Source organism: Pseudomonas mohnii (genome assembly GCF_900105115.1).
GTDB classification, from domain to species: Bacteria; Pseudomonadota; Gammaproteobacteria; order Pseudomonadales; family Pseudomonadaceae; genus Aquipseudomonas; species Aquipseudomonas mohnii.
Map to the genome: position 1 here is coordinate 1,000,868 of NZ_FNRV01000001.1, position 26,403 is coordinate 1,027,270.

Sequence of the window (26,403 nt, forward strand, 5' to 3'; positions counted from 1 at the left end):
AACGCCGAGCGCCTGAAGATGAGCGCTAGTAGTAAGAGCGATTTTGGGGTTCGGCTTTGTTCAGCACCGTGCCAATGAGGTTGGCGTTTGCCAGATGATGCAGGCTTTCCTCGATCTCTTTCTTGCTGTTCATCCCGTTGGCGACCACGAGCAAAACGCAATCGAATTTCGGCAAGACCGTAATCACGTCGTCCGAACTCAACACCGGCGGCAAGTCGAAAATCACGATACGTGAGTTGTAGCGATCGCGAAGATCGCTGATCAAATGGCTCACGGCGGGCGATGACAGCACCTCAGTGGACAGCGGAATCGGCTCTCGTGTCGGCAGGACCACAAAACGCGGCAAGGTCGGGTTGACCAGCACGTCCTGCAGTTCGGCTTCATCGGCGAGCAACTCGTTGAGCGATTTTTCCATCGGAAGGCCGAGGCAGGCACCCACCTTCGGACGCCGTAAATCGAAGTCCACCAGCAACGCTGTCTTGGTGGTGTGGTGGGCGATGCTCATCGCCAGGTTGATCGCCAACACCGTTTTGCCTGAATCCGGGGTCGGGGAAGTGATGGCAAGCGTGCGCCAGCCGTTTTCTTCCATGGCTTTCAACACCTGCGTGCGCAGCAAATCGAAAGCCCCGCCCATGCTCGAATTCTTGTTGTAGGCCACGATGCGATTGCGCTCGAGGTGGTCTGCCCTCAAGGGGACAACCTTGGTTTGCACGTAGCTGAGGGCATTGAGCGTTGCAGACTGCCCAGTCGATGTGGTCACGAGACTCGATGAAGCCGGTTGCTCGGCTTTATCGCCCGCGGGCTTGATTATTTCCATGGCTATATTCCTTATTCAAATCGCGCCAGAGCCTTAAACACCAGCAGGTCCAGAGGCATGTAGAAAAAATGCAAAAGGACCAGAAGGCATGCGATCAACACAATTCCACAGAGGATGAGCAGTGTTCGCAATCGCTTGCTGCGCTCAAGTTCTGCCTTGGTGTGAATGTAGGGAATAGTGCCCAGAACGCGTCGACCCAAAACACTGGTCAGGGCTTCAACACCGCGTACACGCTGATTCAACATCTCCAGCAGCATCACCAGCGCACCAGCGCCTACCGGGGCGAGCACAAAGCCCATGGCAACGACTTTCTTGCGATTGGGCCTGACGGGTTTCTCAGGCATCAACGGCGCCTCAAGAAGCACAAAACGCTCGGCCTTGTTTTCCTGCTCCAGGCTTTCGGAGATCTTCGCCCCCATTTCCTTGGTGCGAATTTCCTCGTACTTCTTGCGAGCGTTGTCATGGTCGCGCATCAACGTGACCAGGCCGCGCTCGACTTGCGGCGTCTCCAGAATCTGCGCCTCGTAGGCGTCTATCTTGGAAAGGAGTTCACGCTTCTGGTCGGCCAGCGACTTGATGCGCGCTTCCGAAGCGGCGACCCGGGCCTGAGCCTTGGCCACCTCCAGGCTGACGGAGCTCACTGCATTCGCCCCCGGCCCCTGAGCGGCCTCGAGTGCGGCTATCTTGCGCTTGACGGCGCGCACATCGGGGTGCGCTTCGGTATAGAGCGACAGCAATCTTGTGTACTCAGCCTTGAGACTGCCCAGATCCTGCGGCTTGTCAGCTTCCGCACCCGTTGCGCCCGGCTTGCTCACGACACCGGCGCTGGCCGCGGAAACTTCCAATTCGTTGAAGCGCAACTCCTCGCGGGCAGCCTTGTAGTCACGGTCGATTTCCTTGAGCTCGGTTTCGGCGCGCGACAGCATATTCATGCGCAATTCCTGATGCTCGGGCAGCGCGTTACTGTGCGCCTGCTTGAAGTCCGCCAGACGGTTCTCCAGGGTTTCCAGTTCAACCCTGAGCTTGTCCGCTTCCTGTGTCAGGAACTCCGTCGTTTCACTGGCGCGCTCGGTGCGCTGCTTGATGTTTTCATCCAGGAACAGCGTAACCAGTTCCTTGGCAACCTTGTTCGCGATTTCTGGCTGCTTGTGCTCAAAGCCCAGGCGGAAAGCGATGGTCACCTCCCCGCGCCCCTTCACAGCCGCACTGACCAAGGAAACGCTAATTGCATTGCGCATCTCTTCGATCTTTTCGGTAACGCTCAACCGCCGGCTTTCCGAGGAAAAAAGATTGTATTTATCGATGATCCCTTCCAGGTGCTCGCGGGTCATCACGCGCTGGCGAATGACTTCGATGCGCTCGTCGGCAAAGGTATTGTTATTCGCCGCGACCAGATCGGGCGAAATCTGCTGAGACTCGACCAGAATCGTGCCGGATGACTGATAGACAGGGGGGATGTACATCGCAACCAACACGCTCACGGCAAAAATCACCGCGATACTCACGACCACCAGCACCGCTCGGTGCTTGAGTATTGCTATGTAGTCGTTGACCGACATTTCGTATTCAGAGGCCATAAATACTCACACAGCTGGGTTTCAGAGTTCGGGATAACTATAGGTCAAAGTCAACCCGACGACGTTGGCGGTGGCATCCGGCAAGCCATCTTGCAGGCGTTGTTTGTAGGTGTAGGATAGGCGCGCAACCCAAAAAGGCGAGAGCTCTCGACTGGCCCAGACATTAAAGTTGCGCAGTGTGCTCGGCGATTGCCCTTTGGTTTTTTGCCACGAGGTATCAATGCCGGCCCGGCTGAGTTCGTCGATGGAGTAGCTCCACGTACCCCGCAGATTATTCGACTCGACGAAACCACCATTGCCGTTGGCGATCGTGCTGCGACTGGCGTCGAGGGTCGTGTCAAAACGCTCACCGGCATAGTGCAGGTTGAACCCGCCCTGACCGGTGGGGCCGCTGTTACTGCCCGAAACCTGGTTGGCACCCACATACGCCGAGACCTCGAGCTGCTCGGAGATCTTGTAGTTAAAACCGGTCGTTGGCGTATAGCTGTTTGAGGAGGCCACCCCGGAACCCGATTTGGGCTCATAGCGCCGCGCGGAAAAACGCGTGAAGAGCTCGACGCGTTCACTCCAGGTGTAATTCCAGCTCAATTGGTTCGAAAGTTCATCGTAAGGGGTCAGCGAACCAATATCGTAATCGACGTTCGTGTATTCAACCTCGTCGATCAGCGAGCTTCTCTCCGTGACCGCAGTACGCCAATTGCCGCCCAGCGTCGATTGTTTCTGCGTGCCATCGGTCGCAATCACGCCGGTTTCCTGAACCTCGCTGGAGAGGGTCGAGCTCTCGACATAACTCGCCGTCAGCCCGTAGGCTCCCTTTTCGGTATCTCGCTGCCAGCCCAGCAACAGTTTCGGGTCTTCACGATCACGAACGATGGATGTGTCGGAGGAGCGAACGACGTTCAATCCAAGACCGATGCGCAACTCATCAAGATCAGACGTTCCGACGAGGCTGAAATCGGGGGCGATGATCGTGCGGGTCACGGCCTTTTTGGCATCGTCTCCGAGAAGTACCGGATTGCTGTCGTACTCGACGGTCGAAGGCAATGCGATTGAGGATTGCCAGGTGGCGGCATAGGCCACCCCCGAATACGGCAACATGAGAATGGCTGTGGCAGCCCCGGTCGTTCGTAGCATAAGAAAGCTTAACCCCAATACGTCGCGCAAGGTCAAGGCACGACCAACGTATCGCCGGCCTGGAGTTCATAGTTGGTGGACATGTCACGCCCGGATATCAGATCGCTGTAATGAACAGGGAGCACCTGCTTGTTCCGCACGACCTTGATGCCATCTTTGTCGGCAAATTTGTCGAGCCCGCCCGCCATACTCAGAACTTGCAGTACCGCCGTCGGCCCCGCCAACTGCACCGACCCGGGTTTCATCACCTTACCCTGGGCGTAGACGAGATTGCCTTTGGGATCACGCACGACCACGCTTACGTTCGGGTCGGGTATGAACTCTTCAAGCTTTTTCGCAATCAGTTTTTCGACGGCCGATGTATCAAGCCCGGCTACTGAGACTCGCCCCACCAGCGGGAAGTTGATGCTGCCATCGGGAAGTACGTGCACCTCTTCCTTGAGCGTGTCTTCTCGCCAAACGGAAACAAAAACGACGTCCCCTGGATTGAGAAGGTAAGCCGCGTTATTTTCGCTGGCAGTGGTAATGCCTGACCAGACAGACAGCGCACAGAGCGCAGGTAACAGTAAACGCAACATCGGGATCCCTCCGCCTAAGTAGCCTTGCCAGGAGTTTCACACAAAAGCGGAGTCAAATCACGCTCTTCCCTCTCATGTCCAAAAAAACACAAGAGAGCAATCGGATCGAGCTTATCGGCGGATAATTTCATCTGACACTACCTCAGACAGCGAAATTTTTTTTATTAAACAACGACTTACAACAAAACAAATCAACCCGCACCAACTTCGTCAATTTTATTGCGTTATAGTCGGCAGCCATTTTAACTTAGCAAAAATGGCAAACCACCCACACCGTCGTTCCCCCTGCACTTTATTCTGCACAACTAACCCGCATCACGTTCAACTAATCAAACGCCATTTAGATTCAGTAGATCAACTTTAACTAAACCCCCATCAAACCTCTGCATCCTGGCCGACCGAACTTATACTTTCCGTCGATTCGCAACCATGATGAAACCAAATAGCGCGGAAGAAAATAACCAGGCGACCGCCGATAGCGGTACCGCCTTCGGCTGATCAGAAACACCGGTCAAACCCGTGTCCTGGCTAGTCAAGTTTACCGCGACCCGGTCGTTAGCACTCGCCGTCATTAAACCGTCGCAAGATGAAACGTTGACACTTTCCGTCGAGGTGGAATGATGAGTGACACTGCTGAATTTAGCCGATTGAGTGCCATCGAAATAGACATCGGTCACCAATGAAGGCACGCCAAGGCCGTTTCCGAAAGTAAGTAGTTCGCTACCGGAAGCCTCTTCGGGACCCGCACCGACTTGCGACCTTAATGAATCGCAAGCGTTACTCATGCGATTATATTCATTGACAAAAGTGGTCGCCTGCGCATTAAAAACCGCCGCACCATTAACGAGCATCAGAGCCAAAACGGATTTAATGACAAGTGTCGGACGCATAGGAGAGCCTCCCTGCACAGAGGTGATTCTTTTTTTGGATGGAGGTGTTTTTCATCGGCTTAAATTGAGCGTATAAGCACATAGCCAGTACGTCAATAGCTCGTCACGATAATAAATATAAATAAAAACCGACGGAGAATGGCGTCAAATAATCGACAGAACAAACGGCTCCGTCGCCAGACAAATGAACTGTTTGCCCGGCGATCGCCTCGCCTGGAGCATTCATCAGCAACAAGAAGCGCTCTCAAATAACTTTATTGTTATCTTCTCGAAAGTTAGCGATGGTTTCGAAAATAAACATCAAGATTTCCGTAGGTTACATGAGAAGCGATAACGCTCAAGTCGCCACAAAAAGTTGCCGTTTCCCCTCACTCCGGCCTGTAGCAACTCCACTGTTCGATGCCGTATCCCGCCTGTCAAAGCCTGTTACGTTCGTCGGCTGAGTGGACGGCGGAAAACCGACGCGGACCTTCTTGCCTGGATCATAGACCTGATGCCAATTTGAGCTGGCGGTACGCCTCCACCAGCTGATCGAGGGTGAACGCGAGATTTCGGCCACTGGGATTGGGCAGAACCCAGACCGCGGCATGGCCGAAGGTCTTGGGTTGGAGCCCCCAGGCAACGTCTCGCTGGCCCGATAATGCGCAATACGCCGCCTTACCAAGAAACGCCACGAATCGTGGCGCATAGCGCGTGATTTTCTGCTCGAAGGCCGCAGCGGCCGCAGTGAACTCATGGAAGGACAACTGATCGGCACGCGCCGTTGGCCGTTCCACCACCGCCGTCAAACCACATCGGTACTGCAGGATCGTCCGGTCGTTTTCCGCACGCACCTCCTGCGGCGTGAAACCGGCAAGATGGAGTGTGCGCCAGAAGCGATTGCCGCGACCCGCAAAATGATGCCCTTGGGCCGCGGCCGTCATGCCTGGATTGATCCCGCAGAAAATCACGGCAAGGTGTTCAGCCAGAATATCTTCAAGTCCTTCACCCACCGCAGATCACGCTGACCGCATTGCGTGCCAGCTCCGTCAACTCCTCGCGGGATTTGCCCGCCCGGGCACGAATCGAAATGCTGTGCAAAAGAGACGCCGCGAGAACGGCAAGCGCTCCGGTGTCGACATCGCTTCTCAATTCGCCGCGATCAATGGCCACGCGCAGACGCGCTTCCAGATCGGCATCGAGCCTGCTGAGACGATCGGAGAGAACGTCGCGTATTTCCGGGTCCTCCACCGCTTCGGTTGTCGCCGTGCCGATGGCGAAACAGCCACGGGGCTGACCCTCGCCCGAAAAGTAAATCGACAACTGCCCCTCATAAAACCGCGTCAGCGCCTCGCGCAAGGTCAGTGCGGGGTCCGTCAACGCTTCGTGCATGGACGCCACGGCGAACTCCCAATACTGCTCAAGCGCCTTGATGTACAGCGAGTGCTTGTCGCCGAACGCCGCATAAAGGCTTGGGCGATTCATGCCTGCCGCAGTGGCGATGCTGTCGAGCGAAGCGCCGGAATAACCGGTGCTCCAGAACACACCAAGCGCTTGCTGCAGCGCTGTCTGCGGGTCATAGGCGCGAGGCCGGCCCCGGCCTTTGCTCTCTGGAACTTTATTTTGTGCCATGTCGTACAAAATCCTTGAATGAAGGTGAGTGCAGGGATATTCTTACACCATCGCACAAAATTAAGGAACCAAAAGTTCCTCGGCGTCAGGTTTGTTCAAGCGAGGCTCGAACCGGGTATTGCAGCGACGAAACAGCGGCAGCGGAGCCACCCTCCCCACTGCCCACCGGTTGGCTTTCTCACGGCAATTATTAACGTCAGGGCCGCAGGCGATTTTTGCAGCTGTTAGCCCGACTTCCCGGTTAAAGGTGCATTCGATCATGACTAAACAGTTCGACATCCCGGCTTCCCAAGCCATTGAACACCCAGGACCGGCCAAAAAGCCGCTCAAGGAAAAACTGCGCCCATGGCTGATGCTCGGCGTACCCGCCCTCTTCGCGGTGGTGGGTTACACCCATTACATGGCCGGCCAGCCTTTCGTTTCGACCGACAACGCCTACGCCCGGGTGGCAAAAGCTTCGATCAACGCACGGGTTTCCGGGCAAGTGATCACTATCGCGGTCGAGGACAATCAGCAGGTTCATAAAGGCCAGGTTCTGTTTCAGATAGATCCCAAGCCATTCCAGATCGCGGTCAACCGTGCCGAAGCCCAGTTGAATGTGGCGCGGCTGCGCATCGACGGGCTCAAGGCCAGCTACCGGCAGCAGCAAGCTGAATTGCAATCGGCCAAAGAGTCGGCCGAATTCGATCAGCGCGAATTTGCCCGGAAAAAAGCGCTGGTCGCGTCCGAGTTCGTTTCACGGGCCATTTATGAGCGCGCCGATACCGACGTCAAAGTCTCGCGGCAACGCATTGCCTCGATCGAACAGCAGATCGCCAGCACCGTGGTCGCCTTGAACGGCAACCCGAATATCGAAGTCGACAGTCATCCCAGCGTTCGCGAAGCCAAGGCGCAGCTCGACGAAGCGCAGTTGTATCTCTCCTACGCCACGGTGTATGCGCCGGATGACGGCATCGTGGCCAAGGTCGACGACCTGCAGGTCGGCAACTATGTGAACAACGGTGCGCCAGCGTTTGCACTGATATCCGATCACGAGATCTGGGTGGAAGCCAACTTCCGCGAAACGGAAGTCACCCATATGCGCCCCGGCCAGGAAGCGACCATTCGCATCGACACCTACCCTGATCACCTGTTCAAGGCCCATGTCACCAGCATGAGCCCTGGCGCCGGATCGGACTTCGCCCTGCTGCCACCGGAAAATGCCACCGGCAACTGGGTCAAGGTTGTCCAGCGGGTGCCGGTTCGTCTCGAACTGGACGAAGTGAACCCCGACCTGCCGCTGTATTCCGGCACCAGCGCCACGGTCAAGGTCGACACGGGCCACAGCACGCCATGGTGGCAGCCGCTTAAAGCACTGTTGACCGCAGGTAACTCCTGATGAACGCCAACGCGATTGCAACCCCGCAGGACGGTGGTGCGCGCTCGCTCAGGTTCGCCGCGCTGCTAGCGACCTACATGCAGTCGGCGAACCTGCCCTTGCCGAACTCGGCACTGCGGTTTATCCAGGGCAGCCTGTCGATGACCGACGACCAGGCCGGGTGGATATTCACCGCGTACCTCGGTGCCAGCGCCATCACCCTGCCGCTTGCACAGTGGCTTGCCGGGCGATTTGGCGTGAAGCTCGTGTACCAGGCTGCGATCGTTCTGCTCATCGTGGGCTTGTGGCTCGCCACGGCTGCAACGACGCCACTGGAATTCGTCGGCGCGCGGATCGTTCAGGGCATTGCCAGCGGCGTGTTGGGGCCGCTCTCCATGGGGATTTCCCTGGAGACGCTGCCACCGGCACGGCGGCCGAAATTTGGCGCGGTGTTCACGGCCGTTGTGCTCCTGGGCATTGCCACCGGCCCGACGGTCGGCGGTTGGCTCAGCGAATACCACGGCTGGCGCTCGATGTTCTACGCCAGCATTCCGCTGTCAGTGTTCATCTTTCTGGTGGTGGCACTGCTGCTGGCGGAGAAAAAGGCCGAGACAAAACCGCCGTATGACTTCTTCGGCTTCGGCACCTTCACCCTGAGCATGATCGGCCTGCAAATGCTCCTCGACCGGGGTGAGCGCCTGGACTGGTTTGCCTCGACCGAGATCTGGATCGAAGCGATCGCTTTTGTGCTGGGGATGTACCTGTTTGTCGTGCACGTGCTGACGACCAAGGTGCATTTCATCAACAAGAGCCTGCTCAGGGATCGCAACTTCGTGCTGTCGACGGTGATCTTTTTCGCCCTTGGCGTCGTGCTGTTGTCGACCATGGCGCTGACCTCGCCAATGCTGGACGAAATACTCGGCTATCCGCCCGTCACCACAGGCTTGATGACGCTGCCACGCGGTGCGGGGCTTGTCGGGTCGTTCATCCTGATGAGCCGTTACTCCGATCGATACGACCAACGCCTGTTCGTGGCGGCGGGCATTGCACTGGTGGCGTATGCCAACTGGATGATGCTCGGTTATTCGCCGTTGATGGACTGGTCGCCGGTGGCGATTGCCGGGGCCATCCAGGGGATCGGCCTGGGCATCTTGATGCCGTCGATCAGCAAAGTGGCGTTCAACACCCTCGACCCCAAGTTACGTCCGGAAGGCACCGGTTTCTTCAATCTGATGCGCGCTTATGGCAGCACCCTGGGCGTTGCGGTCGTGCAGTTGTACTTCTTCAACAATACCCAGGCGATGCACATGGCGCTGGCCAGCAACCTGACGCCTTATCGCGCCGCTGCGCATTCGCTGGTGTCGGCCCCCTTGCCGGCGCTGGCGGGGCTCAACGAAATGATCACCGGCCAGGCCGCGTTCATCGCCGTGCTCGACCAGTTCAAGATTTTGATGGTGGTGATGCTGGTGGTGAGTCCGCTGGTTGTCTTTCTTCGTAAACCCGTTTCGACCAACTAGTTTTCGTGGAGTGTGCCAAATGAAATCCCGTCATCTGTTCCCAACGAAAATCAGTGCGCTGTCGACCCTGATCTTCCTGTCCGCCTGCACCGTCGGTCCTGACTTCAAATCCCCTGCCCCCAGCACCTCGCAGCACTATGACCAACAGGCCGAGCAGCGTCTTGGCCAGGGCCGCAACAAGCCCGGTGAACAGCGCATCGAACTGGGCAAAAAGGTCGGCGGTGAGTGGTGGTCAGCCTTTCGCTCGCCAAAACTCGATCAGGTGGTGCGCCGTGCCATCGACGGCAATCTTGAACTGGTAGCCGCCGACGCCACGATCCGCCAGGCCGCCTCCTCTGTCGCCGCGGCGGAGGGCGCCCTGTATCCGCAAGTCGATTTCGGTGCCCAGGCGGGCCGTGCACGGACGCACAATGCCAAGGACCCTTCGATCTCCAACTTCTATGCGATTGGTCCGCGGGTGGGTTTCGACCTTGACGTGTTCGGCGGTAACAAGCGCCAGGTCGAAGAACAGCAAGCCTTCACCGATCTACAGAAGCATCGCTACGAAGCGGCGTACCTGACCCTGACCGGCGATGTCGCCAGCCAGGCATTGCTGGTGGCCTCGGCCAACGCGCAGATGCGTGCCGTCGAGAAACTGCTGGCCAACGACACCAAGAACCTCGAACTGGTGCGCATGGCCCACGCCAATGGCAGCACCACACAGATCGATGTGTCGCTGGCCGAAACCCGGCTCGCTCAAGACCGCACGCTGTTGCCCCCCCTCGCCCAGCAACGCGATTCGGCACGCCATGCGCTGTCGGTCCTGACCGGCAAAGGCCCCGCTGACTGGATCGCGCCGGACTTCGATCTGGCCGAGTTCGCCTTGCCGTCCAACGTGCCCGTCAGTTTGCCCTCGGAAATGGCCCACGACCGGCCGGACATCTTGCAGGCGGAGGCTGAACTGCATATCGCCAATGCGGCCGTTGGCGTGGCCACGGCCAACCTCTATCCCCATGTCACGCTGTCCGCGTCACTGGCGCAGGCCGCTTCGGGCAACGGCGGCGCAGCGCTCTGGGGCTTCGCCGCGGGCATCGCCGGGCCGATCTTCGATGGCGGCACGCTCAAGGCTGAACGCCAGGCGGCCATCGACGGCTACAAGGCAACGCTGGCCGGCTACCAACAGACCGTCATCACGTCGTTCGGCCAGGTCGCGGACACCTTGCAGGCCATCAACCACGACGCCGAGGAAAACCTCGCCCAGGAAGATGCAATGCGGGCCGCCGAGACCAGTTTGCGCCTGAACCAGCAAGCCTACGCGCAAGGCGAGAACAGCATCCTCCAGGTACTGGAAGCGGAGCGTGCCTATGAACAGGCGCTGCTGGGGCAGATCCGGGTGAAGACCGCGCAATACCTCGACACCGTGCGTTTGTTTGTTGCACTCGGCGGTAACTCCGTCGGCGTGTTCGAGCAACGACTGGCCTCTCGCGACGAACGAAAACCTTCATACCAGTAGCGCCGCCGCGCATTCATGAACACTTAAACGAATGGTCACTTGCCCATGCGGCCGTGGCCCCAGGCACTGGAGTAGAGACATGTCTTACGAACCCATTTTCGATGCACTTCGCGAAACCCGGTTTCCCCTGATCAACGGCTCCGGCGACATACCGGCCGTTGGCTTCGGTACGTTGTTCAAGGATCTGAGCGTGACCACCCAGGCGATCACGCACGCACTGGAAACAGGCTTTCGCCATTTCGATTGCGCTGAACGTTATCGAAATGAAGACAGGGTCGGCGTGGCCTTCAAAGCGTTCCTGGAGACAGGCAAGGCCCGGCGCGAAGACCTGTTCGTCACCACCAAACTGTGGAACACCAACCATCGTCCCGAGCGGGTGTTGCCCGCGTTCGAGGCCAGCTGCCGGCGCCTGCAAGTCGACTACATCGACTGCTACCTCATCCATACGCCCTTTGCCTTCCAGCCCGGCGACGACCAGGACCCACGAGACGCATTCGGGCATGTCATCTATGACGGCGGCGTGACCCTGATAGAGACCTGGCGGGCAATGGAGCGCCTGGTGGATGAAGGCCGGTGCAAGTCCATTGGTTTGTCCGATATCACCCTGCAAGCCTTAAAAGAGATCGTCGCCCAGGCGCGGATCAAACCCGCCGTGGTGCAGGTCGAGTCCCACCCTTATCTGCCCGAATGGGAACTGCTCGAATTCTGTCAGGCCCACGGAATCATCGTTCTGGCGTTTGCGCCACTGGGCCATGGCATGGAGCCGAACGTGCTGGAAGACGAGGTCATTACCGGCATTGCCCGGCGTCTGCAAAAGAGCCCGGCGCAAGTCGCACTGGCCTGGTCGGTACAGCGCGGCGTCGCTTTTCTGACCACCTCTGCAACACTGAGCCATATTCGCGAGAACTTTGATATTGCAACCCTGCCCCATCGGGCCATGCATGAAATCCGTCAGGATATTACGACGCGGATACGCTTCAATTCGGTGGTGGAAACCGGCGTACCGGGATTCATCCCGCGCAAGAAGTAACACGCGACGAGGGGCGGCCCAGTGCCGGGCCGCCCTTTTCTACATTTCTGTGAGGTGGAAACGATGGATGTTCTCCAGACCATGCGCTTCTTTACGGCCGTCGCCCAGAGCGGCAGCTTTACGGCGGCGGCGCTGCTGTTGGACACCACCACGACTAACGTTTCCAAAGCGGTTTCCAGCCTGGAGGCCAGGCTGCACACACGCCTGATCAACCGCACGACCCGCCGCCTGGCGTTGACCGAAGCCGGGATACGCTATTTGCAGCGCTGCGAGAAAATCCTCGAAGAGATCCGTGAAGCCGAAGAGGAAGCCGGCATCGCGCAATTCGATCCCAAGGGCAGGCTGAAAATTCACGCGATGTCAGCCATCGGCAATCATTACGTAATCGACGCGATCGCCCGCTACAGGGAAATTCATCCTTCGGTACTGTTCGATCTGACACTGACCAATCGACTGCCGGACATGATCGAAGAAGGCTATGACATGTCGATTGTGCTGGCGCGGGAGCTGCCCGATTCGGGGTTTGTCGCTCAGCGGCTTGGCACGACTTACAGCATTCTCTGCGCGTCGCCGGCCTACCTGAACAAACGCGGAACGCCCGACTCGCCGGGTGCGCTTCATGCTCATGATTGTCTGAGAATCGTCAACACGGTCATGCCGGTTGAAAACTGGGTATTCGAGGGGCCCGAAGGGATGGAGACGATCAATACGCCCGAGTCGTCCTTTCACGTCAACACCGCCGATGCCATGACGGTCGCCCTCACCACCGGAATGGGGATCGGTGTTCAGCCTATAGCCTCCGCCGTCGCCGGACTCAGGGCAGGCACGCTGGTGCGCGTACTGTCGGACTATCACTTTGAAGCGTTGAGTGTGTTTGCCATCTACCCGTCACGAAAATACGTGGACGCGAAAATAAAGACCTGGGTGGAGTTTCTTAAACACCACATCCCCGACTTGTTGGCAGCCGATGAAAAAATCGTCAGCCAATCAGAACATCGGTTTGGCTAGTGCCGCCGCAATGGAGTGTCGACCCTCCATCGTCTGCACCGCACTCAACCGTTCGAGCATCCAGCGCCCATCACTTGATACTGCAGCACGTGGCGTTGACCGCTGGAGTCTTCGTAGGTCATTTGCGCCGGTACCGGGCCACAGTCATTCGGGATATCGGTCACGGCAATGACCTTGTGAATGTCGAGTGGCGTCGAGTAGGTGTAGGGTTCAACAGGTGTGGCCGTTGCCGGGGTTTGACCCGCAAAGGCCGGCGCGCCGAGGCTGCCAAGGGCCATAAAAATCGCAACTTTTGCCAAGTTCATGATGTTCACCGTCTCGTTCAAGGTATGTTTGTTTGGACCTCGCGAACCAAGGGCCATCTACGCCCTTGGTTCAGCGGGTAGAGACGATGCTAAGTGTTTACCACTCCCCTAAATAGCTGCCTTGCGGACATACACTGTTGTCAGATTGCGCATAATGGCGCCGCACAGGGGTAGAGTCCGCCACTCAAACACCCGCATTCCGCTCAACCTTCGAGCGGTGCCACCACGGGTAACCAGACGCACACTTCAAAACCATCCGACCGGCCCGTCGCAGGCGAGACCAGCACCATTCTTGCGTTGACCCCTTCGACAATGGTCCTGGCAATCGCCAGCCCCAACCCTGAACCGCTGGCCTCGCTGTTGCCCCGCACAAATCGCTCGGTCAAGCGCTGCAATACCGGTTCCGGCACGGCCGGGCCAACATTGATCACCCGCAGCAGCGCCGACTCGGACAAACTCACTTCGACCGGCTGATCGGCCGCGCCGTACTTCAGTGCGTTCTCGATCAAATTGCGCAACAGGACGCCGAAGGCATCCGGGTCGATGGCCGCATACACGCTGGCCTGTGCTGGAAGCCGCAACTCGACCCTGCCTCCGCTGCTGTGGTTCCACTCATCGACCACATGGGCCAGCAGCGGAATCAGATCCTGCGGCGTTTCAGACAACAGCCCGCCGCCCTCGGCCTTGGCCAGCTGCATGAGTTTTTCCGACAGCCGCGCCAATTCGCGCAACGAGTTTTCGATCTTCGCCGCCCGCGCCCGCATGGGGCCTTCTGGCGCTTCGTGGCGCAAGCGCTGAATCTGCGCGAGCGTCGCCGCCAGTGGCGTGCGCAGTTCATGGGCACTGTTGGCGGTAAAGCTGCGCTCGGCCTCCAGGGCCTTGCGAAAACGCTCCAGCAAATGATTGACCGCTTCGGCCAGCGGATCGATTTCCGCCGGCAGGCGCGCCACCTTGATCGGCGACAGATCGCCGACACCCCGAGCCTCCACGGCCCGCCGATAGGCCATCACACTGCGCAGGCTGATGCGCACAAACAACCAGATGCCCAAGAGGCTGATGGGGATCAGTGCCAATAACGGCAGCAACAGGGCAAACAAGGCTTCCCGTGCCGCTTCACGACGATGGCCCAAGGGTTCGGCGATCTCGATATACACCGTCTCGCGCAACGCACTGGCCCCGTACAAACGGTATTTTTCCGTCGTCGTGAAACCTTCCGCCGGTTGCTTGCTGAAGATGTCCGGGTTGGCGTCGTGGGACTGCATCAGGATCTGCCCCTTGCCATCACGGACCAGGTACGTCAGGTATTCCTTGTGGGTTTTCAGCGGGGCGACATGCTGTGCATCGCGGGGCTCTTCACGGTTGCTGATTTCCAACACGGCCAACGGCAGGATGCGTTGCGCGGTTTCTTCCAGCGCGCTGTCGAACGCCTCGTTCAACTCATGCTGCACCACCAGCCAGGTGCCAACCGTCGCCCCCAGCCAGAGCAGGGTCATGCCCAATGTCAGTCCGATGCCCAGGCGCTTCTGCAGGCTTGATGACTTCATGCGGACATCAGCCGATAACCCATGCCGCGCACGGTTTCAATCAGGTCACGCCCAAGTTTCTTGCGCAGCCGGCTGATGTAGACCTCGATGGTATTGCTCTCGATTTCAGCGCCAAAGGCATAAAGCCGCTCTTCGAGTTGCGACTTGGACAACAACGCGCTGGGCCGCTGGACGAAGGCCTCGAACAATGCCCATTCACGCGCCGTCAGGTCCACGGTCACGCCTGCTCGCTGCACCGTGCGCGCACTGATGTCGACCTGCAGCTCGCCCAGTTTGATTTGCGGGTTGGGGTTGCCGCTGTAGCGCCGGGCCACCGCCGCCACGCGGGCAGACAGCTCGAACAGGTCGAACGGCTTGACCAGATAGTCATCGGCCCCGGCATTGAGACCGGCGATGCGGTCGGAGATCTGATCCTGGGCGGTCAGGATGATCACGGGGGTCACATCCCCGGCCGCGCGCTGCTGGCGCAAAAAATCCAGCCCACGGCCGTCGGGCAGCATCAGGTCCAGCAGGATCAAGTCATAAGGCGTGGTGCGCACACTGTTGCGCGCGTGCTCAAGGCGCTGCACCCAATCCACGGCATGGCCATCGTCGGCGATCTGCTCGCGCACCGCATCCCCCAGCCCCGGTGCATCCTCGACCAATAAAACCCGCATCTGGCACCTCCTGTGATGTTTGACGTATAGCACCTTAATCGCCGCACCTGACGCGAATCTGAAGATTCAGCTGGTTGTCAGGATTGTGCTTTAGGGTATGCCACAGACGCCGCCAACGGCAGGAGACAGATCATGAAATCAGGTTTTATTGCCAGTGCCGTGCTGCTGAGTCTTTCGCTCAGTGGTTATGCGGTGGCCGACGAAGACTGCAGCGACCCGGTCTCCGACTGGCAGCCGCGCGAAACGTTGCGCCAGCAGGTTCAGCAGCAATTTGGCTGGAGCGTGCAGCGCATCAAGGTCGACGACGGCTGTTACGAAATCCGCGGCCTGGATCGCAAGGGCAACGCGATCGAAGCCAGTTACTCACCGGCATCCCTGCATCTGCGCAAGCTGGAGATCCGCTTCAAGGACGACGGCGATGCCGGGGATTACCTCACTCACCCCGTTACCGAATGACGACCTGCCGAGCATTTATTCCCGGGTTTCAGGTTGCTGTCAGCAAGCAGGTTCAGGCTCTCGACCTGACGATCAAAAGGACATTCCCATGAAAAAGATCATTGCAGCTACATGCCTCGCCGGCGCCATTGCCCTGCCGGGCCTCGCCCAGGCCCGGGAAGTCACCCTGACCACTCAACTCAAGGACTACAGCGGTAATGGCGCCTATCTGGCGATTTATGTCACCGATGGCAATGGCCAATACCAGAAAACCCTCTGGGTCGCCGGCAAAAAGGCCAAGTACTACAAGCACTTGGGCGATTGGGCCCGCGGTAGCGGGATGAACCCGAGCGAGTTTGACGGCGTCAGCGGTGCCAGCGTCGGCAGCGGACGCACGCTCAAAGTCAGCGTTGAACTGGCGGATACGTTGATCGATGCCGGTTACCAGATCCGAATTGACAGTGCCGTCGAAGACAAACGTGACGTTCGCGCCGATGTCAGTGTCCCGCTGACCTCCAAAGGCGCCGGCAAGCCGGCAGCCGGCAGCACCTACGTCGAGTCCTTTACCTACGATCTGTAGCACCCGCCCAATCCGGAGGCTGAACATGCTTCGCCAGCTCCATTCGCTACCCGGCCTGATCGCCGCCCTGTTGGTCATGATTCTGGCCTTGAGCGGCGCCATGCTGTCGGTCGACCCGGCCCTGGAACGTCTGCATCAGGCGCCGGTCGCCAGCGGTCAACTCAACGTCGGCCAACTGGCCGGACGCGTTGCCAGCCACTTCTCCGGCGTGGAGCAGATTCAACGCAGCGCGTCCGGGACCGTGATCGTCTACTACAACCAGAACGGTCAGGCCGGTGCCGAAACGGTCGATCCCCTGACCGGCCAGGGCCTTGCGCCCTACCAGCCTTCCGCCTTTTCACGCTGGATGAAAGACCTGCACCGCTCGCTATTCCTCGGTACGCCGGGGCACGGCGTGGCCGGTGCGGGCGCATTGTTCATGTTGATGCTGTCGGTGTCCGGGGCGCTGTTGCTGGCCCGACGCCTGGGCGGCTGGCGTAACCTGTTGCGGCCCATTCGTGGCAACTTCAGTCAGCGCTGGCATGCCGAAGTCGGGCGTCTGGTGCTCGTGGGCCTGATGCTCTCGGCGCTGAGCGGGACGTTTCTGTGCGCCACCACCTTCGAATTGATTCCGGATGGCAGCGCGATTGAACCGGCGTTCCCCGCCCATGTCAGCGCCGGGCCGGCCATGCCGGTGGCCAACCTGCCGGCCTTGCGCAACGTCGACTTCAATGACCTGCGCGAACTGGTCTACCCCAGCCCTGGCAACCCGCAGGATGTGTATTCCCTGCGCACGGCCCAGGGCGACGGTTATGTCGATCAAGGCAACGGCGCTCTGCTGTCCTATCAAGCCCATGACTCGACGCGTGCGCTCTACGAATTGATTTACCAATTGCACACCGGGCAGGGCCTCTGGTGGCTGGGCCTGTTACTCGGGGTTTGCGCCCTGAGCGTGCCTTTAATGAGCGTTACCGGGATTCTATTGTGGTGGCGCCGCCGCAAGGCCGGCCCGAACATCCGCCACAACAGCCCCGCCCATTCGGCCGACAGCGTGATTCTGGTCGGCAGCGAAAGCAACAGCACCTGGGGCTTTGCCAAGACCCTGCACGACACCTTGCACGCCGCCGGACACACCGTGCACAGCGCGCCGATGAACAGTTATGCGAACAACCTGGGACATGCCCGGCAAGTGTTCATCCTGACCGCGACCCACGGCGACGGCGACGCGCCGTCTTCGGCCTCGCAGTTTCTGGCGCGCCTGGCCAAGAACGGCCTCAAGCCTGGCCAGCCGTTTGCGGTACTGGGTTTCGGTGATCGCCAATTTGCCCGGTTCTGTCAGTTCGCTCATCAGGTTGAAGCGGCGATGCTGCAGGCCGGCGGCACACCGTTGCTGGCGCTGGAGACCATCAACCGTCAGTCCTCCCAGGAGTTCAGCCGTTGGGGCCAGAAACTGGGGGCTGCCATGGGCCAGGAGCTGTCGCTCAACCACATCCCCGACCGGCCGCGCACCCATCAATTGGAACTGGTGGAACGCATCGCCTACGGGCAACAGGTCAACGCACCGACCCACGTTCTGCGCTTCAAGGCCGTGGGCGACCTGCCGTGCTTCGAGGCCGGCGACCTGGTGGGCATCGTACCGCCGGGCAGTGCCGAGCCACGGTTCTATTCCCTGGCCAGCAACTCGGACGACGGCATGCTGGAAATCTGTGTACGCAAACACCCGGGCGGTGTCTGCTCCGGCTTCCTCCATGAGCTGCCCGAAGGCGCACCGATCGAAGCCTTCATCCAGCCCAATCCGCATTTCCGGCCAGCCTCAGGCAAACAACCGGTGATCCTGATCGGTGCCGGCACCGGTATCGGGCCATTGGCCGGTTTTATCCGCAACAACAAGGCCCGTCATCCGATGCATCTGTACTGGGGTGGACGCCACCCGGCGTCGGACTTTCTCTACGAGCCCGAGCTCAACCGCTACCTGGCGGATCAACGTCTGACCCGGTTGCAGGCCGCGTTCTCCCAGGTGCAGGATCGCAGCTACGTGCAAGACCGGCTGATCAGCGATGCGATGGCTTTGCGTCGCCTGATTGAAAAAGGCGCCCAGGTATTGGTGTGTGGCAGTCGCGAGATGGCCAAAGGCGTGATGCACGCCCTCGATGAAGTATTGGCCCCCCTCAACCTGAGCGTGCTGACGCTCAAGGCACAAGGACGCTACCTTGAAGATGTCTACTGAGCTGCACCGCTACAGCCTCAACGGCGAAACCATGGGCAGCCGTTACACCGCCCTGTTCTATGCCGAGCCGGATTTGTCGACCGAGGCCATCCATCACAGCCTGGCGCGTGCCGTCAGCCGGGTGGACCAGCAAATGTCCACCTGGAAAGCGGACTCCGACCTCAATCGCCTCAATGCCGCGCCCGAACAGCAATGGGTATCCGTGCCCAAGGAACTGGCCACGGTGCTGGCCACGGCACTGCGAATTGCTCGGCAATCGGGAGGAGCCTTCGATATCGCCGTCGGTGATCTGGTGCACGCCTGGGGATTCGGTCCCGGCGAACCGATCGTCACGCAACAGCCCCTCGAGACGCCGGAGCCGCGTACCCGCACCTCGGCCAGTGCCGCGCTGGAGGTGGACCCGCAACGCAATCAAGTGCGCAAACGCGCACCGCTGACCCTTGATCTGAACGGCATCGCCAAAGGCTTCGGCGTCGATGAACTGGCCCGTTGCCTCGAAGGCCGGGGCATCACCCACTACCTGGTGGGCATCGATGGCGAGATGCGCGCCCGGGGTGTCAAACCCGGTGGCCAGCCATGGGTCGTGGCGCTTGAAAAACCCAACCGTGGCGTGCGCGAAGTGATGGGGGTGATGGAGCTTGGCGACGCGGCCATCGCCACCTCGGGCGACTATCGGCACTGGGTCGATGTGGCAGGTCAGTCTTATGCACATACCATGAATCCGGCAACCGGAGCCCCGCTGTGCAACCCGCTCGCCGCCGTCACCGTGGTCGCCGCCAACTGCATGCTTGCCGATGCCTGGGCCACGGCGCTGATGGTGCTGGGTGAAATCGAAGGCCCGCGACTCGCTCAAGAACGCGGGATGGATGCCTTGTTCGTGTTGCGCGACGGTGAGCAGTTCAAGGAAATATCGATTGTCGGCGGCAAACGGCAGGCGCAGATTGAAACGCGCTGAAGCGGCGGGTCGAAGCTCCTGCCACCTGCATTGATCCATCTCCTGACAGTGAGTCCCCCCTACGATGAAATTCATGCACAGGCATACCGAGTCTCACCGAAGTGATCGAATTGGCTGGCTTCGTGCCGCCGTGTTGGGGGCCAACGACGGGATTGTCTCCACCGCCAGCCTGCTGATCGGCGTCGCGGCCGCCAGCGCCAGCCATTCCACCCTGCTGGTGACCGGGATGGCGGGATTGATGGCCGGTGCCATGTCCATGGCTGCCGGTGAATACATCTCCGTGCACTCACAGGCCGATACCGAACAGGCAGACCTGTCGCGCGAACGGGCAGAACTGGCCAGCGACCCGAAAGCCGAGCACATCGAACTCGCCAACATTTACATGCATCGGGGTGTCTCACCGGCACTGGCCCATCAAGTGGCCGACCAACTGATGGCCCATGACGCGTTGGGCTCCCACGCCCGAGACGAGCTGGGCATCAGCGAGACCCTGACCGCCAAACCCGTGCAGGCAGCCCTGGCCTCGGCCGCCAGCTTCGTATCGGGTGCCGCCTTGCCGCTGGCCGTGACCTTTATCGCGCCGGAGCACAGCGTGGGCTTATGGATAGCGCTCATGTCGCTGGTGTTTCTAGCCGCCTTGGGAGCCATTGCCGCCAAGGCTGGCGGTGCCAGGGTCATGATCGGCGCCTGGCGAGTGACCTTTTGGGGCGCTCTGGCCATGGGGGTGACCGCCCTGGTGGGGCGTTTGTTCGGCGCGGTGGTCTAGCGCGCCATACGCGCATCAAACAACGGCGCCCCCTCAGCCAAAGGGGGCGCCGTTGTTTGTGGGGCTCTTATTCACCTCAGACAAGCTTGACCGTGACGTTGATGTTATTGCGCGTGGCTTTTGAATACGGGCAGTACTTGTGCCCGGTGTCCACGAGTTTCTGCGCGGTCTCGCGATCCAGCCCCGGCAGGCTGACATTCAGCCGCGCCTGAAGCAGGTAGCCACCTTCATTGGTGCCCAGGTCGACTTCGGTATCGACGGCCACGTCCTTGGGCAGTGCAACCTTCAGCTCCTTGGCCGCCACGCCCATCGCGCCAATGAAACAGGCTGACCAGCCGGCGGCAAACAATTGCTCGGGGTTGGTGCCACCGCCCGCCGCGCCCGGAGACGACAGCTTGATATCCAGAATGCCGTCGGAGCTGCGGGAGGCGCCGTCGCGACCACCCGTGGTGTGGGTCTTGGCGGTGTACAGTACTTTGTCGAGCTGGGTCATGATGATCTCCTGATTGAAATGTGGTTTATGCACCGTCAGGTGAATCAGAAAAACGGCCTTGCGGCCTGATACCCGTCATTCATACCGACCCGTGGCGCGGGAGCTTGCTCCCTCGCCACGGGTTTATCGCTATTCTGGGGTCGATACAGACCTGCTACGAACCCGGTCCTTCAATATAGACCGCACTGGAAAACCCGACGCCCGATCCGACAGAAGCCACCTCCCCCGTCATTTACGCGCCAGCTTGTACTTCACGCAGTCGTTGTAAAAACTCTGGCGCACCGCCTCGGGTTTGAACCGGGTAGGACTGTCGTAGGTTTGCTCGGTAATGCCCATGGCCATCATGCGCATCCACGACTTGGAAAACTTGTACGAGTGGATTTTCTGCCGCGCCGCATACAGTGAAACCCCCGCCAACTTGAGCTCCTGGGCTCTTGCCGCCGTCCCCGCCCCCCAACTGCACATGTAGCGATCATTGGGCATCAGCTCCCTGGCCTGGGCAGACATTGCAAGACCTGCAATACCGAACGAAATCAGCGCGATCCGAATATTGCGCATTTACACTCCACCTAACCACCTGAAAATCCAGCGATTCTGGCGGCAGGCGAAGCACTTGGGGGCCAGCATAATGCCTTTTTTGCAATGCACCGCGCGGGCACCCAGACGGGCCGGACAACGTCGGTGAGATGGATCAGTTGACGCGTCTTTCACCCACGCGAGAGCCCCCCCTACAACCCTATGGGCAAATCCGACCCCGTCGCTCTATGATTGAGCCCCATGACGACCTCTGCTCAAATCCGCCAACCCTGCCCACCCGGTGTCTGTGACTGCGGGCGCGACCCGTTGCTGGAAACACCGGGAGCGGACGTGCGCATCCTGTTTCTGACCCGAGCCGAAGAAAAACGCCTGATCGACCGCCTGGAAAACTTGCAGAGCCTGACCGACCTGGAGCACATGAAAAGGCGAATGTTCGAGCAACTGGGTATTCGCGTGGACATCGCCCCGGGTTTCAACGAAGTGCGGACCATGCGCGGTATCGGCATCCAGGTGGGCGAACTGCCGGGACTGTGTCGCAAGACCCGCGCCTCGATCCCGGCGGCGATTCGTCGTGCCATGGAAAAACGCCCGGAAATCGCCTACGAGCTGCTCAACGCCAACGACCTTTTGCGGGACGCATGATGAACCCCGTTCTCGAATTTCCCATCACCGACGAAATACTCACCGACTTCGCGCTGGCGATCGGCACCGACCTGAAGGGCTATCGCAATCACGTCTATCGGGTGTTGAATTTCTATTGCGCGGTCAGCGGCATTCAAGGCCTGCCGTGCGACGCGGTGCAGATCGCGGCGGCGTTTCACGACCTGGGCCTCTGGACCGATAACACCCTCGATTACCTGCCGCCTTCGATAGGTCTCGCCAACCACTACCTGGACACCCGGCAACGATCAGACCTGAAAGAGCAAGTGAGTGCATTGATTCTCGAGCACCACAAGGTGCGCCCCTATCGGGCAACGCATGCGACAACAGTCGAGCCTTTCCGCCAGGCCGACCTGATCGATGTATCCCTCGGCCGGGTCCGTTTCGGCCTGCCACGAGCGTTCATCAAGACCGTGCAATCGACCTTTCCCGATCACGGTTTTCACGGGATGCTGATCAAGCGTTCTGCCCGCCAATTCCTCCGTTCCCCGCTGCGTCCGCTGCCCATGTTTCGCTGGTGATACAGGCGTTCAGCCCTGCCCTTGAATAATCCCCGGAACAGGATCAGCGGTCGTACGCGCAACGCTGCCCGCTGCTATGCCTTCACATGGGAGATCTTGCTGCACACCAGCCAGGACGGAACTGCAAACCATCAGTGCGACCCGGTCCCGGCGCCAACCAGGTCCACTCCGGCAAACCGGTGCCAATGCGCAACAGGAGGTGGCCGATGTTATTCATAGTCAGCTGGTCGATCAGCCCCGACAACCGCAATGCCGTCATCGAGCGCTTTCTCAAGACCGGCGGCGCTCCACCCGCGGGCGTCACCATGAAGGGACGCTGGCATGCGGTGGGCGGTTCGGCCGGTTTTGGCATTGCCGAAGCCAGTGACGTGGTGCCAATTCAGCAATGGGTGCTGGACTGGAACGACCTCATGAGCATGGAAGTCCACGCGGCATTGACCGATGAACAGATGGCGCCGCTGCTGGCCGCCACTGTCGGCAAATAGAAGCGCCATCCGGGCGGCGGGCCCTGCTCGCCGCCACGCCTGTGCGCGAGACTGAGAACTCAAACGAAAAAAATCCTCGTTTGCACTGCCCGGAAACCTGACGTACTCGATTTCAATACGGTGTAAGCCTCCTGAAACAACCACTTTTTATTACTGGATATTTCGCAATTCATACCTACGCTCATCCGCGGGGGATCCCATTTCAGAGTGATCGGGGGACCGCTCAAAGGTACTCACACCAGTACACAGGATCTCGACATGAACCGGACACCATTTTCCTCGTTGTTTGCTCTGCCGATACTGCTGACAGCTATGGCTCTACCCGTCATGGCACAAGCCGCCGATAAATCGGCGCCCAACATTGTGGTCATCATGGGTGACGATATTGGCTGGTCCAATATCGGTGTCTATAACCAGGGCATGATGGCCGGGCGCACACCTAACCTCGACCAACTCGCCAATGAGGGCATGCGTTTTACCGACTACTACGCCGAAGCCAGTTGTACGGCCGGGCGCGCCAACTTCATCACCGGCGAACTGCCGATCCGCACCGGCATGACCACCGTGGGCCAGGCCGGATCGCCCATCGGCATTCCCGCTGAAGCCGTGACCATCGCCACCACGCTCAAGGCCATGGGTTATTCCACCGGCCAGTTTGGCAAGAACCACCTGGGCGACTTGAACGAGTTCCTGCCCACCGTGCACGGTTTTGACGAGTTCTTCGGCTACCTCTACCACCTCGACGCCATGGAAGACCCGGCGCACCCCAACTATCCGCAGGAACTGCTCGCCACAGTGGGCCCACGCAACATGGTCCACAGCTGGGCCACCACCACCGACGATACGACCGTCATGCCGCGCTGGGGCAAGGTCGGCAAACAGAAAATCGAAGACGCCGGCACGCTCTATCCGGAACGCATGAAAACCATCGACGAGGAGATTCGCGACAAGGCCTTTTCCTTCATCGACAAGGCAAAACAGGACAACAAACCGTTCTTCGTCTGGCTCAACCCGACCCGCATGCACATCGTCACGCACCTGTCCGACAAATACGAAGCCATGCGCAACTCGCAAAATGGCTGGTCGGAACAGGAGGCCGGCATGGCCCAGCTCGACGACATCGTCGGCGACGTCATGGCCAAGCTGAAAAAAGACGGCATGGATGACAACACCATCGTGGTGTTCACCACGGACAACGGCGCGGAAAACTTTACCTGGCCAGACGGCGGCACGACCCCGTTTGCCATGGGCAAGGGCACCGTCATGGAAGGCGGGTTCCGGGTGCCGGCCATCATTCGCTGGCCTGGCAAGGTGCCGGCCAATCAGATAGCCAATGGCATCATGTCCGGCCTGGACTGGTTCCCGACCCTGGTCGCGGCGGCAGGCAACCCGAACATCACGGCTGAACTGCTCAAGGGCAAACAACTGGGCGATACCACCTACAAAGTGCACCTGGACGGCTACGATCAGACCTCGATGATCACCGGCAAGGGTCCGTCGAACCGTCACGAAATCTTCTATTTCGGCGAAAGTGCGCTGGGCGCGGTGCGCATTGATGACTACAAATATCGCTTCATCGACCAGCCAGGTGGCTGGATGGGCGCTAAAGTTCCAGTCGACGTACCGTTCCTGACCAACCTGCGACTCGACCCGTTCGAGCGCATGGGTTGGCCGGAAAACCAGTCGGCACAGGGCTCGCAACAGTACTTCGACTGGTTCAAGTTCCAGTTCTGGCGTTTCGTGTTCGTGCAACAACAGGTGGCCAAACTGGCTGAAACCGCGATCGAGTTCCCGCCGATGCAAAAAGGCGCGAGCTTCAACCTCGATTCGGTCAAGGCCAAGATCGCAGCCGCTCGGGCGGAGATGGCCAAGTAACGAGTGAATTCACGGGTGGCCGAGGCTGGCCACCCGCGTCTCTGACGGATGTTTATCGACGCAATAAGGAATTCGTATGCAGATAAAAAATTCCGCCCTGCCCGCCTTTGCCTTACTTGCGTTGTGCTGCCAGCAAGCCGAAGCCGGCGGCCTCATGCTCTACGAAATCGGCACCGATAACACCGGCCTGGCCAATGCCGGTGCCGCCGCCAGGGCCCAGGGCCCTTCGACGATTGCCAGCAACCCGGCGGGCATGAGCTACCTGCCTGGCACGCAAATCACCGCCGGCCTGCAGGTGCTCTATGGCGACCTGAGCTTCGATCGCGATTCCAACACCAATGTCCCGGGCAGCGGCAGCGGCAATGCCCTAGACCCAATCCCCGGCGGCAGCTTTTTCGTCACCCATCAACTCGACGATCACTGGAGCGTCGGCTTCGGTCAGTACGGCGACTTCGGGCTGGCGGAAAATTACGACAACAACTGGTCCGGGCGCTACTTCGCGCAAAACGCCAGCGTGCTCGGTGTGTCGATGGTGCCGAGCGTGGCCTACCGCTTCAACGACCAATGGTCAGTCGGCATCGGCGTGAAAGCCATGTACGGCATGCTCAAAGCCGATACCGCCATCGACCGCTCGCCCTTCGGCCTGACCGACCGCAGCGACGGCCAGTTCAAGTACAGAGACAACGATTGGGGCTTTGGCGCCAACGTCGGGGTGATCTACGCCCCGCAACCCGGCACCCGCCTCGGCCTGACCTACACCAGCAAGGTTGATCTGAATTTCGAAGACAAGCTGGACGTCAAGGGCGACGGTCCGTTACTGCGACGGCTGGACAACGCCAATACCCAACTCGATATGACGGTGCCACAAACCGTCACCCTGAGCCTGTTCCAGCAACTGGACCGGCAGTGGGCCTTGCTGGCCTCGGTCAACTGGCAGGACTGGTCGGAGTTCGGCCAGGTCGGGGTACAGGTCGACACTACGGCGAACAACGCGCAATCAACCACGATTGACGCCAACTACAAGGACACCTGGCACCTCTCCCTCGGCGCGCAGTACCAGGCCACGCAACAGCTGTTGTGGAACGTCGGCGTGGCGTACGACAGCAGTGCCGTTTCGGACAGCAATCGCACGGTAACCGTGCCGATGGCCGAATCCTGGCGTCTTGCGACAGGAGCCACCTATGCTCTTAACAAGGACACCGACGTTAACGTGAGTTGGGCGATGGTCTGGCTGGGCGACATGCCGGTGGATCAGAGCAAAACCGTGTCAGGCGATCGAATTTCCGGTCAATTCGACAGTGCCTGGATTCAAGCGGTGACCGGAAACATGACCTGGCGTTTCTGATTTCTGCTGACGAAAAAAAACGACTTTAT

At 59.6% G+C, this 26,403-nt stretch carries 27 protein-coding genes; 15 read left to right on the forward strand and 12 right to left on the reverse strand.

All coding sequences use genetic code 11. From position 1 onward, the window contains the following. Positions 1-25 precede the first annotated feature (25 nt). The 7 genes from BLV61_RS04530 to BLV61_RS04560 all read right to left on the reverse strand — a co-directional run bounded on the left by BLV61_RS04530 (position 26) and on the right by BLV61_RS04560 (position 6,607). Complete coding sequence (locus BLV61_RS04530; RefSeq protein WP_047530445.1) at positions 26-817, reverse strand: CpsD/CapB family tyrosine-protein kinase; 792 nt, start codon at positions 815-817, stop codon at positions 26-28. Positions 818-828: 11 nt separating this feature from the next. Then, positions 829-2,394: a GumC family protein gene (locus BLV61_RS04535; RefSeq protein ID WP_047530447.1), complete on the reverse strand. Its 1,566-nt coding sequence runs from the start codon at positions 2,392-2,394 to the stop codon at positions 829-831. Positions 2,395-2,415: 21 nt separating this feature from the next. Beyond that, positions 2,416-3,528 (reverse strand): porin family protein, encoded by a 1,113-nt coding sequence (locus BLV61_RS04540; protein WP_047530451.1) that lies wholly within the window; start codon positions 3,526-3,528, stop codon positions 2,416-2,418. Positions 3,529-3,560: 32 nt separating this feature from the next. Beyond that, positions 3,561-4,106 carry a polysaccharide biosynthesis/export family protein gene (locus tag BLV61_RS04545; protein WP_090462888.1) on the reverse strand — a complete coding sequence of 182 codons (546 nt, stop codon included), beginning with the start codon at positions 4,104-4,106 and terminating at the stop codon, positions 3,561-3,563. A 404-nt stretch (positions 4,107-4,510) separates the two neighbouring features. Next, on the reverse strand, positions 4,511-4,996 hold the full coding sequence (locus BLV61_RS04550) for a hypothetical protein (RefSeq protein ID WP_090462891.1): 486 nt from the start codon (positions 4,994-4,996) through the stop codon (positions 4,511-4,513). A 482-nt stretch (positions 4,997-5,478) separates the two neighbouring features. Further along, positions 5,479-5,988 (reverse strand): G/U mismatch-specific DNA glycosylase, encoded by a 510-nt coding sequence (mug, locus tag BLV61_RS04555; protein ID WP_047530458.1) that lies wholly within the window; start codon positions 5,986-5,988, stop codon positions 5,479-5,481. Further along, positions 5,981-6,607 (reverse strand): TetR/AcrR family transcriptional regulator, encoded by a 627-nt coding sequence (locus tag BLV61_RS04560; RefSeq protein WP_047530460.1) that lies wholly within the window; start codon positions 6,605-6,607, stop codon positions 5,981-5,983. The genes mug and BLV61_RS04560 overlap by 8 nt, the downstream gene beginning before the upstream one ends. A gap of 259 nt (positions 6,608-6,866) precedes the next feature. Here BLV61_RS04560 and BLV61_RS04565 point away from each other — a divergent pair, with 259 nt between their 5' ends. The 5 genes from BLV61_RS04565 (at position 6,867) to BLV61_RS04585 (ending at position 13,011) form a co-directional block, all read left to right on the forward strand. Continuing rightward, positions 6,867-7,985 (forward strand): HlyD family secretion protein, encoded by a 1,119-nt coding sequence (locus BLV61_RS04565; protein ID WP_090462894.1) that lies wholly within the window; start codon positions 6,867-6,869, stop codon positions 7,983-7,985. Beyond that, a complete protein-coding gene (locus BLV61_RS04570; RefSeq protein ID WP_090462897.1) occupies positions 7,985-9,481 on the forward strand; it encodes a DHA2 family efflux MFS transporter permease subunit in 1,497 nt (498 codons plus the stop codon). Before BLV61_RS04565 ends, BLV61_RS04570 begins: the two co-directional genes overlap by 1 nt. 19 nt (positions 9,482-9,500) lie before the next feature. Next, a complete protein-coding gene (locus BLV61_RS04575; RefSeq protein ID WP_090462900.1) occupies positions 9,501-10,973 on the forward strand; it encodes an efflux transporter outer membrane subunit in 1,473 nt (490 codons plus the stop codon). 79 nt (positions 10,974-11,052) lie between these two features. Further along, positions 11,053-12,003 carry an aldo/keto reductase gene (locus tag BLV61_RS04580; RefSeq protein ID WP_090462903.1) on the forward strand — a complete coding sequence of 317 codons (951 nt, stop codon included), beginning with the start codon at positions 11,053-11,055 and terminating at the stop codon, positions 12,001-12,003. Positions 12,004-12,066: 63 nt separating this feature from the next. Beyond that, on the forward strand, positions 12,067-13,011 hold the full coding sequence (locus BLV61_RS04585) for a LysR family transcriptional regulator (protein ID WP_090462906.1): 945 nt from the start codon (positions 12,067-12,069) through the stop codon (positions 13,009-13,011). A 44-nt stretch (positions 13,012-13,055) separates the two neighbouring features. Here BLV61_RS04585 and BLV61_RS04590 read toward each other — a convergent pair whose 3' ends face one another. The 3 genes from BLV61_RS04590 to BLV61_RS04600 all read right to left on the reverse strand — a co-directional run bounded on the left by BLV61_RS04590 (position 13,056) and on the right by BLV61_RS04600 (position 15,516). Then, positions 13,056-13,316, reverse strand: coding sequence for a DUF2790 domain-containing protein (locus BLV61_RS04590; RefSeq protein WP_047538854.1), 261 nt, complete (start codon positions 13,314-13,316; stop codon positions 13,056-13,058). Between the two features lie 203 nt (positions 13,317-13,519). Then, positions 13,520-14,860: an ATP-binding protein gene (locus BLV61_RS04595; RefSeq protein WP_090462909.1), complete on the reverse strand. Its 1,341-nt coding sequence runs from the start codon at positions 14,858-14,860 to the stop codon at positions 13,520-13,522. After that, entirely contained in the window at positions 14,857-15,516 is a 660-nt protein-coding gene (locus BLV61_RS04600; RefSeq protein WP_047530480.1) for a response regulator transcription factor, read from the reverse strand. The genes BLV61_RS04595 and BLV61_RS04600 overlap by 4 nt, the downstream gene beginning before the upstream one ends. Positions 15,517-15,648: 132 nt before the next feature. Between BLV61_RS04600 and BLV61_RS04605 the strand changes: the two genes are divergently transcribed. From BLV61_RS04605 to BLV61_RS04625, 5 genes are all read left to right on the forward strand, one after another. Continuing rightward, positions 15,649-15,972, forward strand: coding sequence for a PepSY domain-containing protein (locus tag BLV61_RS04605; RefSeq protein WP_090462912.1), 324 nt, complete (start codon positions 15,649-15,651; stop codon positions 15,970-15,972). 88 nt (positions 15,973-16,060) lie between these two features. Beyond that, the gene (locus tag BLV61_RS04610) at positions 16,061-16,531 is read left to right on the forward strand and encodes a DUF2271 domain-containing protein (protein WP_047530486.1); all 471 of its coding nucleotides are present in this window, start codon (positions 16,061-16,063) and stop codon (positions 16,529-16,531) included. Positions 16,532-16,556: 25 nt separating this feature from the next. Then, a complete protein-coding gene (locus tag BLV61_RS04615) occupies positions 16,557-18,737 on the forward strand; it encodes a PepSY domain-containing protein (RefSeq protein WP_090462915.1) in 2,181 nt (726 codons plus the stop codon). Further along, the gene (locus tag BLV61_RS04620) at positions 18,727-19,692 is read left to right on the forward strand and encodes an FAD:protein FMN transferase (protein WP_090462917.1); all 966 of its coding nucleotides are present in this window, start codon (positions 18,727-18,729) and stop codon (positions 19,690-19,692) included. The genes BLV61_RS04615 and BLV61_RS04620 overlap by 11 nt, the downstream gene beginning before the upstream one ends. Before the next feature lie 64 nt (positions 19,693-19,756). After that, the gene (locus tag BLV61_RS04625) at positions 19,757-20,458 is read left to right on the forward strand and encodes a VIT1/CCC1 transporter family protein (RefSeq protein WP_090462921.1); all 702 of its coding nucleotides are present in this window, start codon (positions 19,757-19,759) and stop codon (positions 20,456-20,458) included. Between the two features lie 76 nt (positions 20,459-20,534). Here the strand turns inward: BLV61_RS04625 and BLV61_RS04630 are convergent, their stop codons facing one another. After that, complete coding sequence (locus tag BLV61_RS04630) at positions 20,535-20,951, reverse strand: organic hydroperoxide resistance protein (RefSeq protein WP_047530496.1); 417 nt, start codon at positions 20,949-20,951, stop codon at positions 20,535-20,537. A 228-nt stretch (positions 20,952-21,179) separates the two neighbouring features. After that, the gene (locus tag BLV61_RS04635) at positions 21,180-21,509 is read right to left on the reverse strand and encodes a hypothetical protein (RefSeq protein WP_047530498.1); all 330 of its coding nucleotides are present in this window, start codon (positions 21,507-21,509) and stop codon (positions 21,180-21,182) included. A gap of 219 nt (positions 21,510-21,728) precedes the next feature. Between BLV61_RS04635 and BLV61_RS04640 the strand changes: the two genes are divergently transcribed. The 5 genes from BLV61_RS04640 (at position 21,729) to BLV61_RS04660 (ending at position 26,374) form a co-directional block, all read left to right on the forward strand. After that, the gene (locus BLV61_RS04640) at positions 21,729-22,130 is read left to right on the forward strand and encodes a hypothetical protein (RefSeq protein ID WP_090462924.1); all 402 of its coding nucleotides are present in this window, start codon (positions 21,729-21,731) and stop codon (positions 22,128-22,130) included. Then, positions 22,130-22,669 carry a phosphohydrolase gene (locus tag BLV61_RS04645; RefSeq protein ID WP_090462927.1) on the forward strand — a complete coding sequence of 180 codons (540 nt, stop codon included), beginning with the start codon at positions 22,130-22,132 and terminating at the stop codon, positions 22,667-22,669. The genes BLV61_RS04640 and BLV61_RS04645 overlap by 1 nt, the downstream gene beginning before the upstream one ends. Before the next feature lie 206 nt (positions 22,670-22,875). Continuing rightward, positions 22,876-23,154: a DUF3303 domain-containing protein gene (locus BLV61_RS04650; RefSeq protein WP_090462930.1), complete on the forward strand. Its 279-nt coding sequence runs from the start codon at positions 22,876-22,878 to the stop codon at positions 23,152-23,154. Between the two features lie 258 nt (positions 23,155-23,412). Further along, positions 23,413-25,029 carry an arylsulfatase gene (locus BLV61_RS04655; RefSeq protein WP_047529525.1) on the forward strand — a complete coding sequence of 539 codons (1,617 nt, stop codon included), beginning with the start codon at positions 23,413-23,415 and terminating at the stop codon, positions 25,027-25,029. A gap of 76 nt (positions 25,030-25,105) precedes the next feature. Continuing rightward, positions 25,106-26,374 carry an OmpP1/FadL family transporter gene (locus tag BLV61_RS04660; RefSeq protein ID WP_090462933.1) on the forward strand — a complete coding sequence of 423 codons (1,269 nt, stop codon included), beginning with the start codon at positions 25,106-25,108 and terminating at the stop codon, positions 26,372-26,374. Positions 26,375-26,403: the final 29 nt, after the last annotated feature.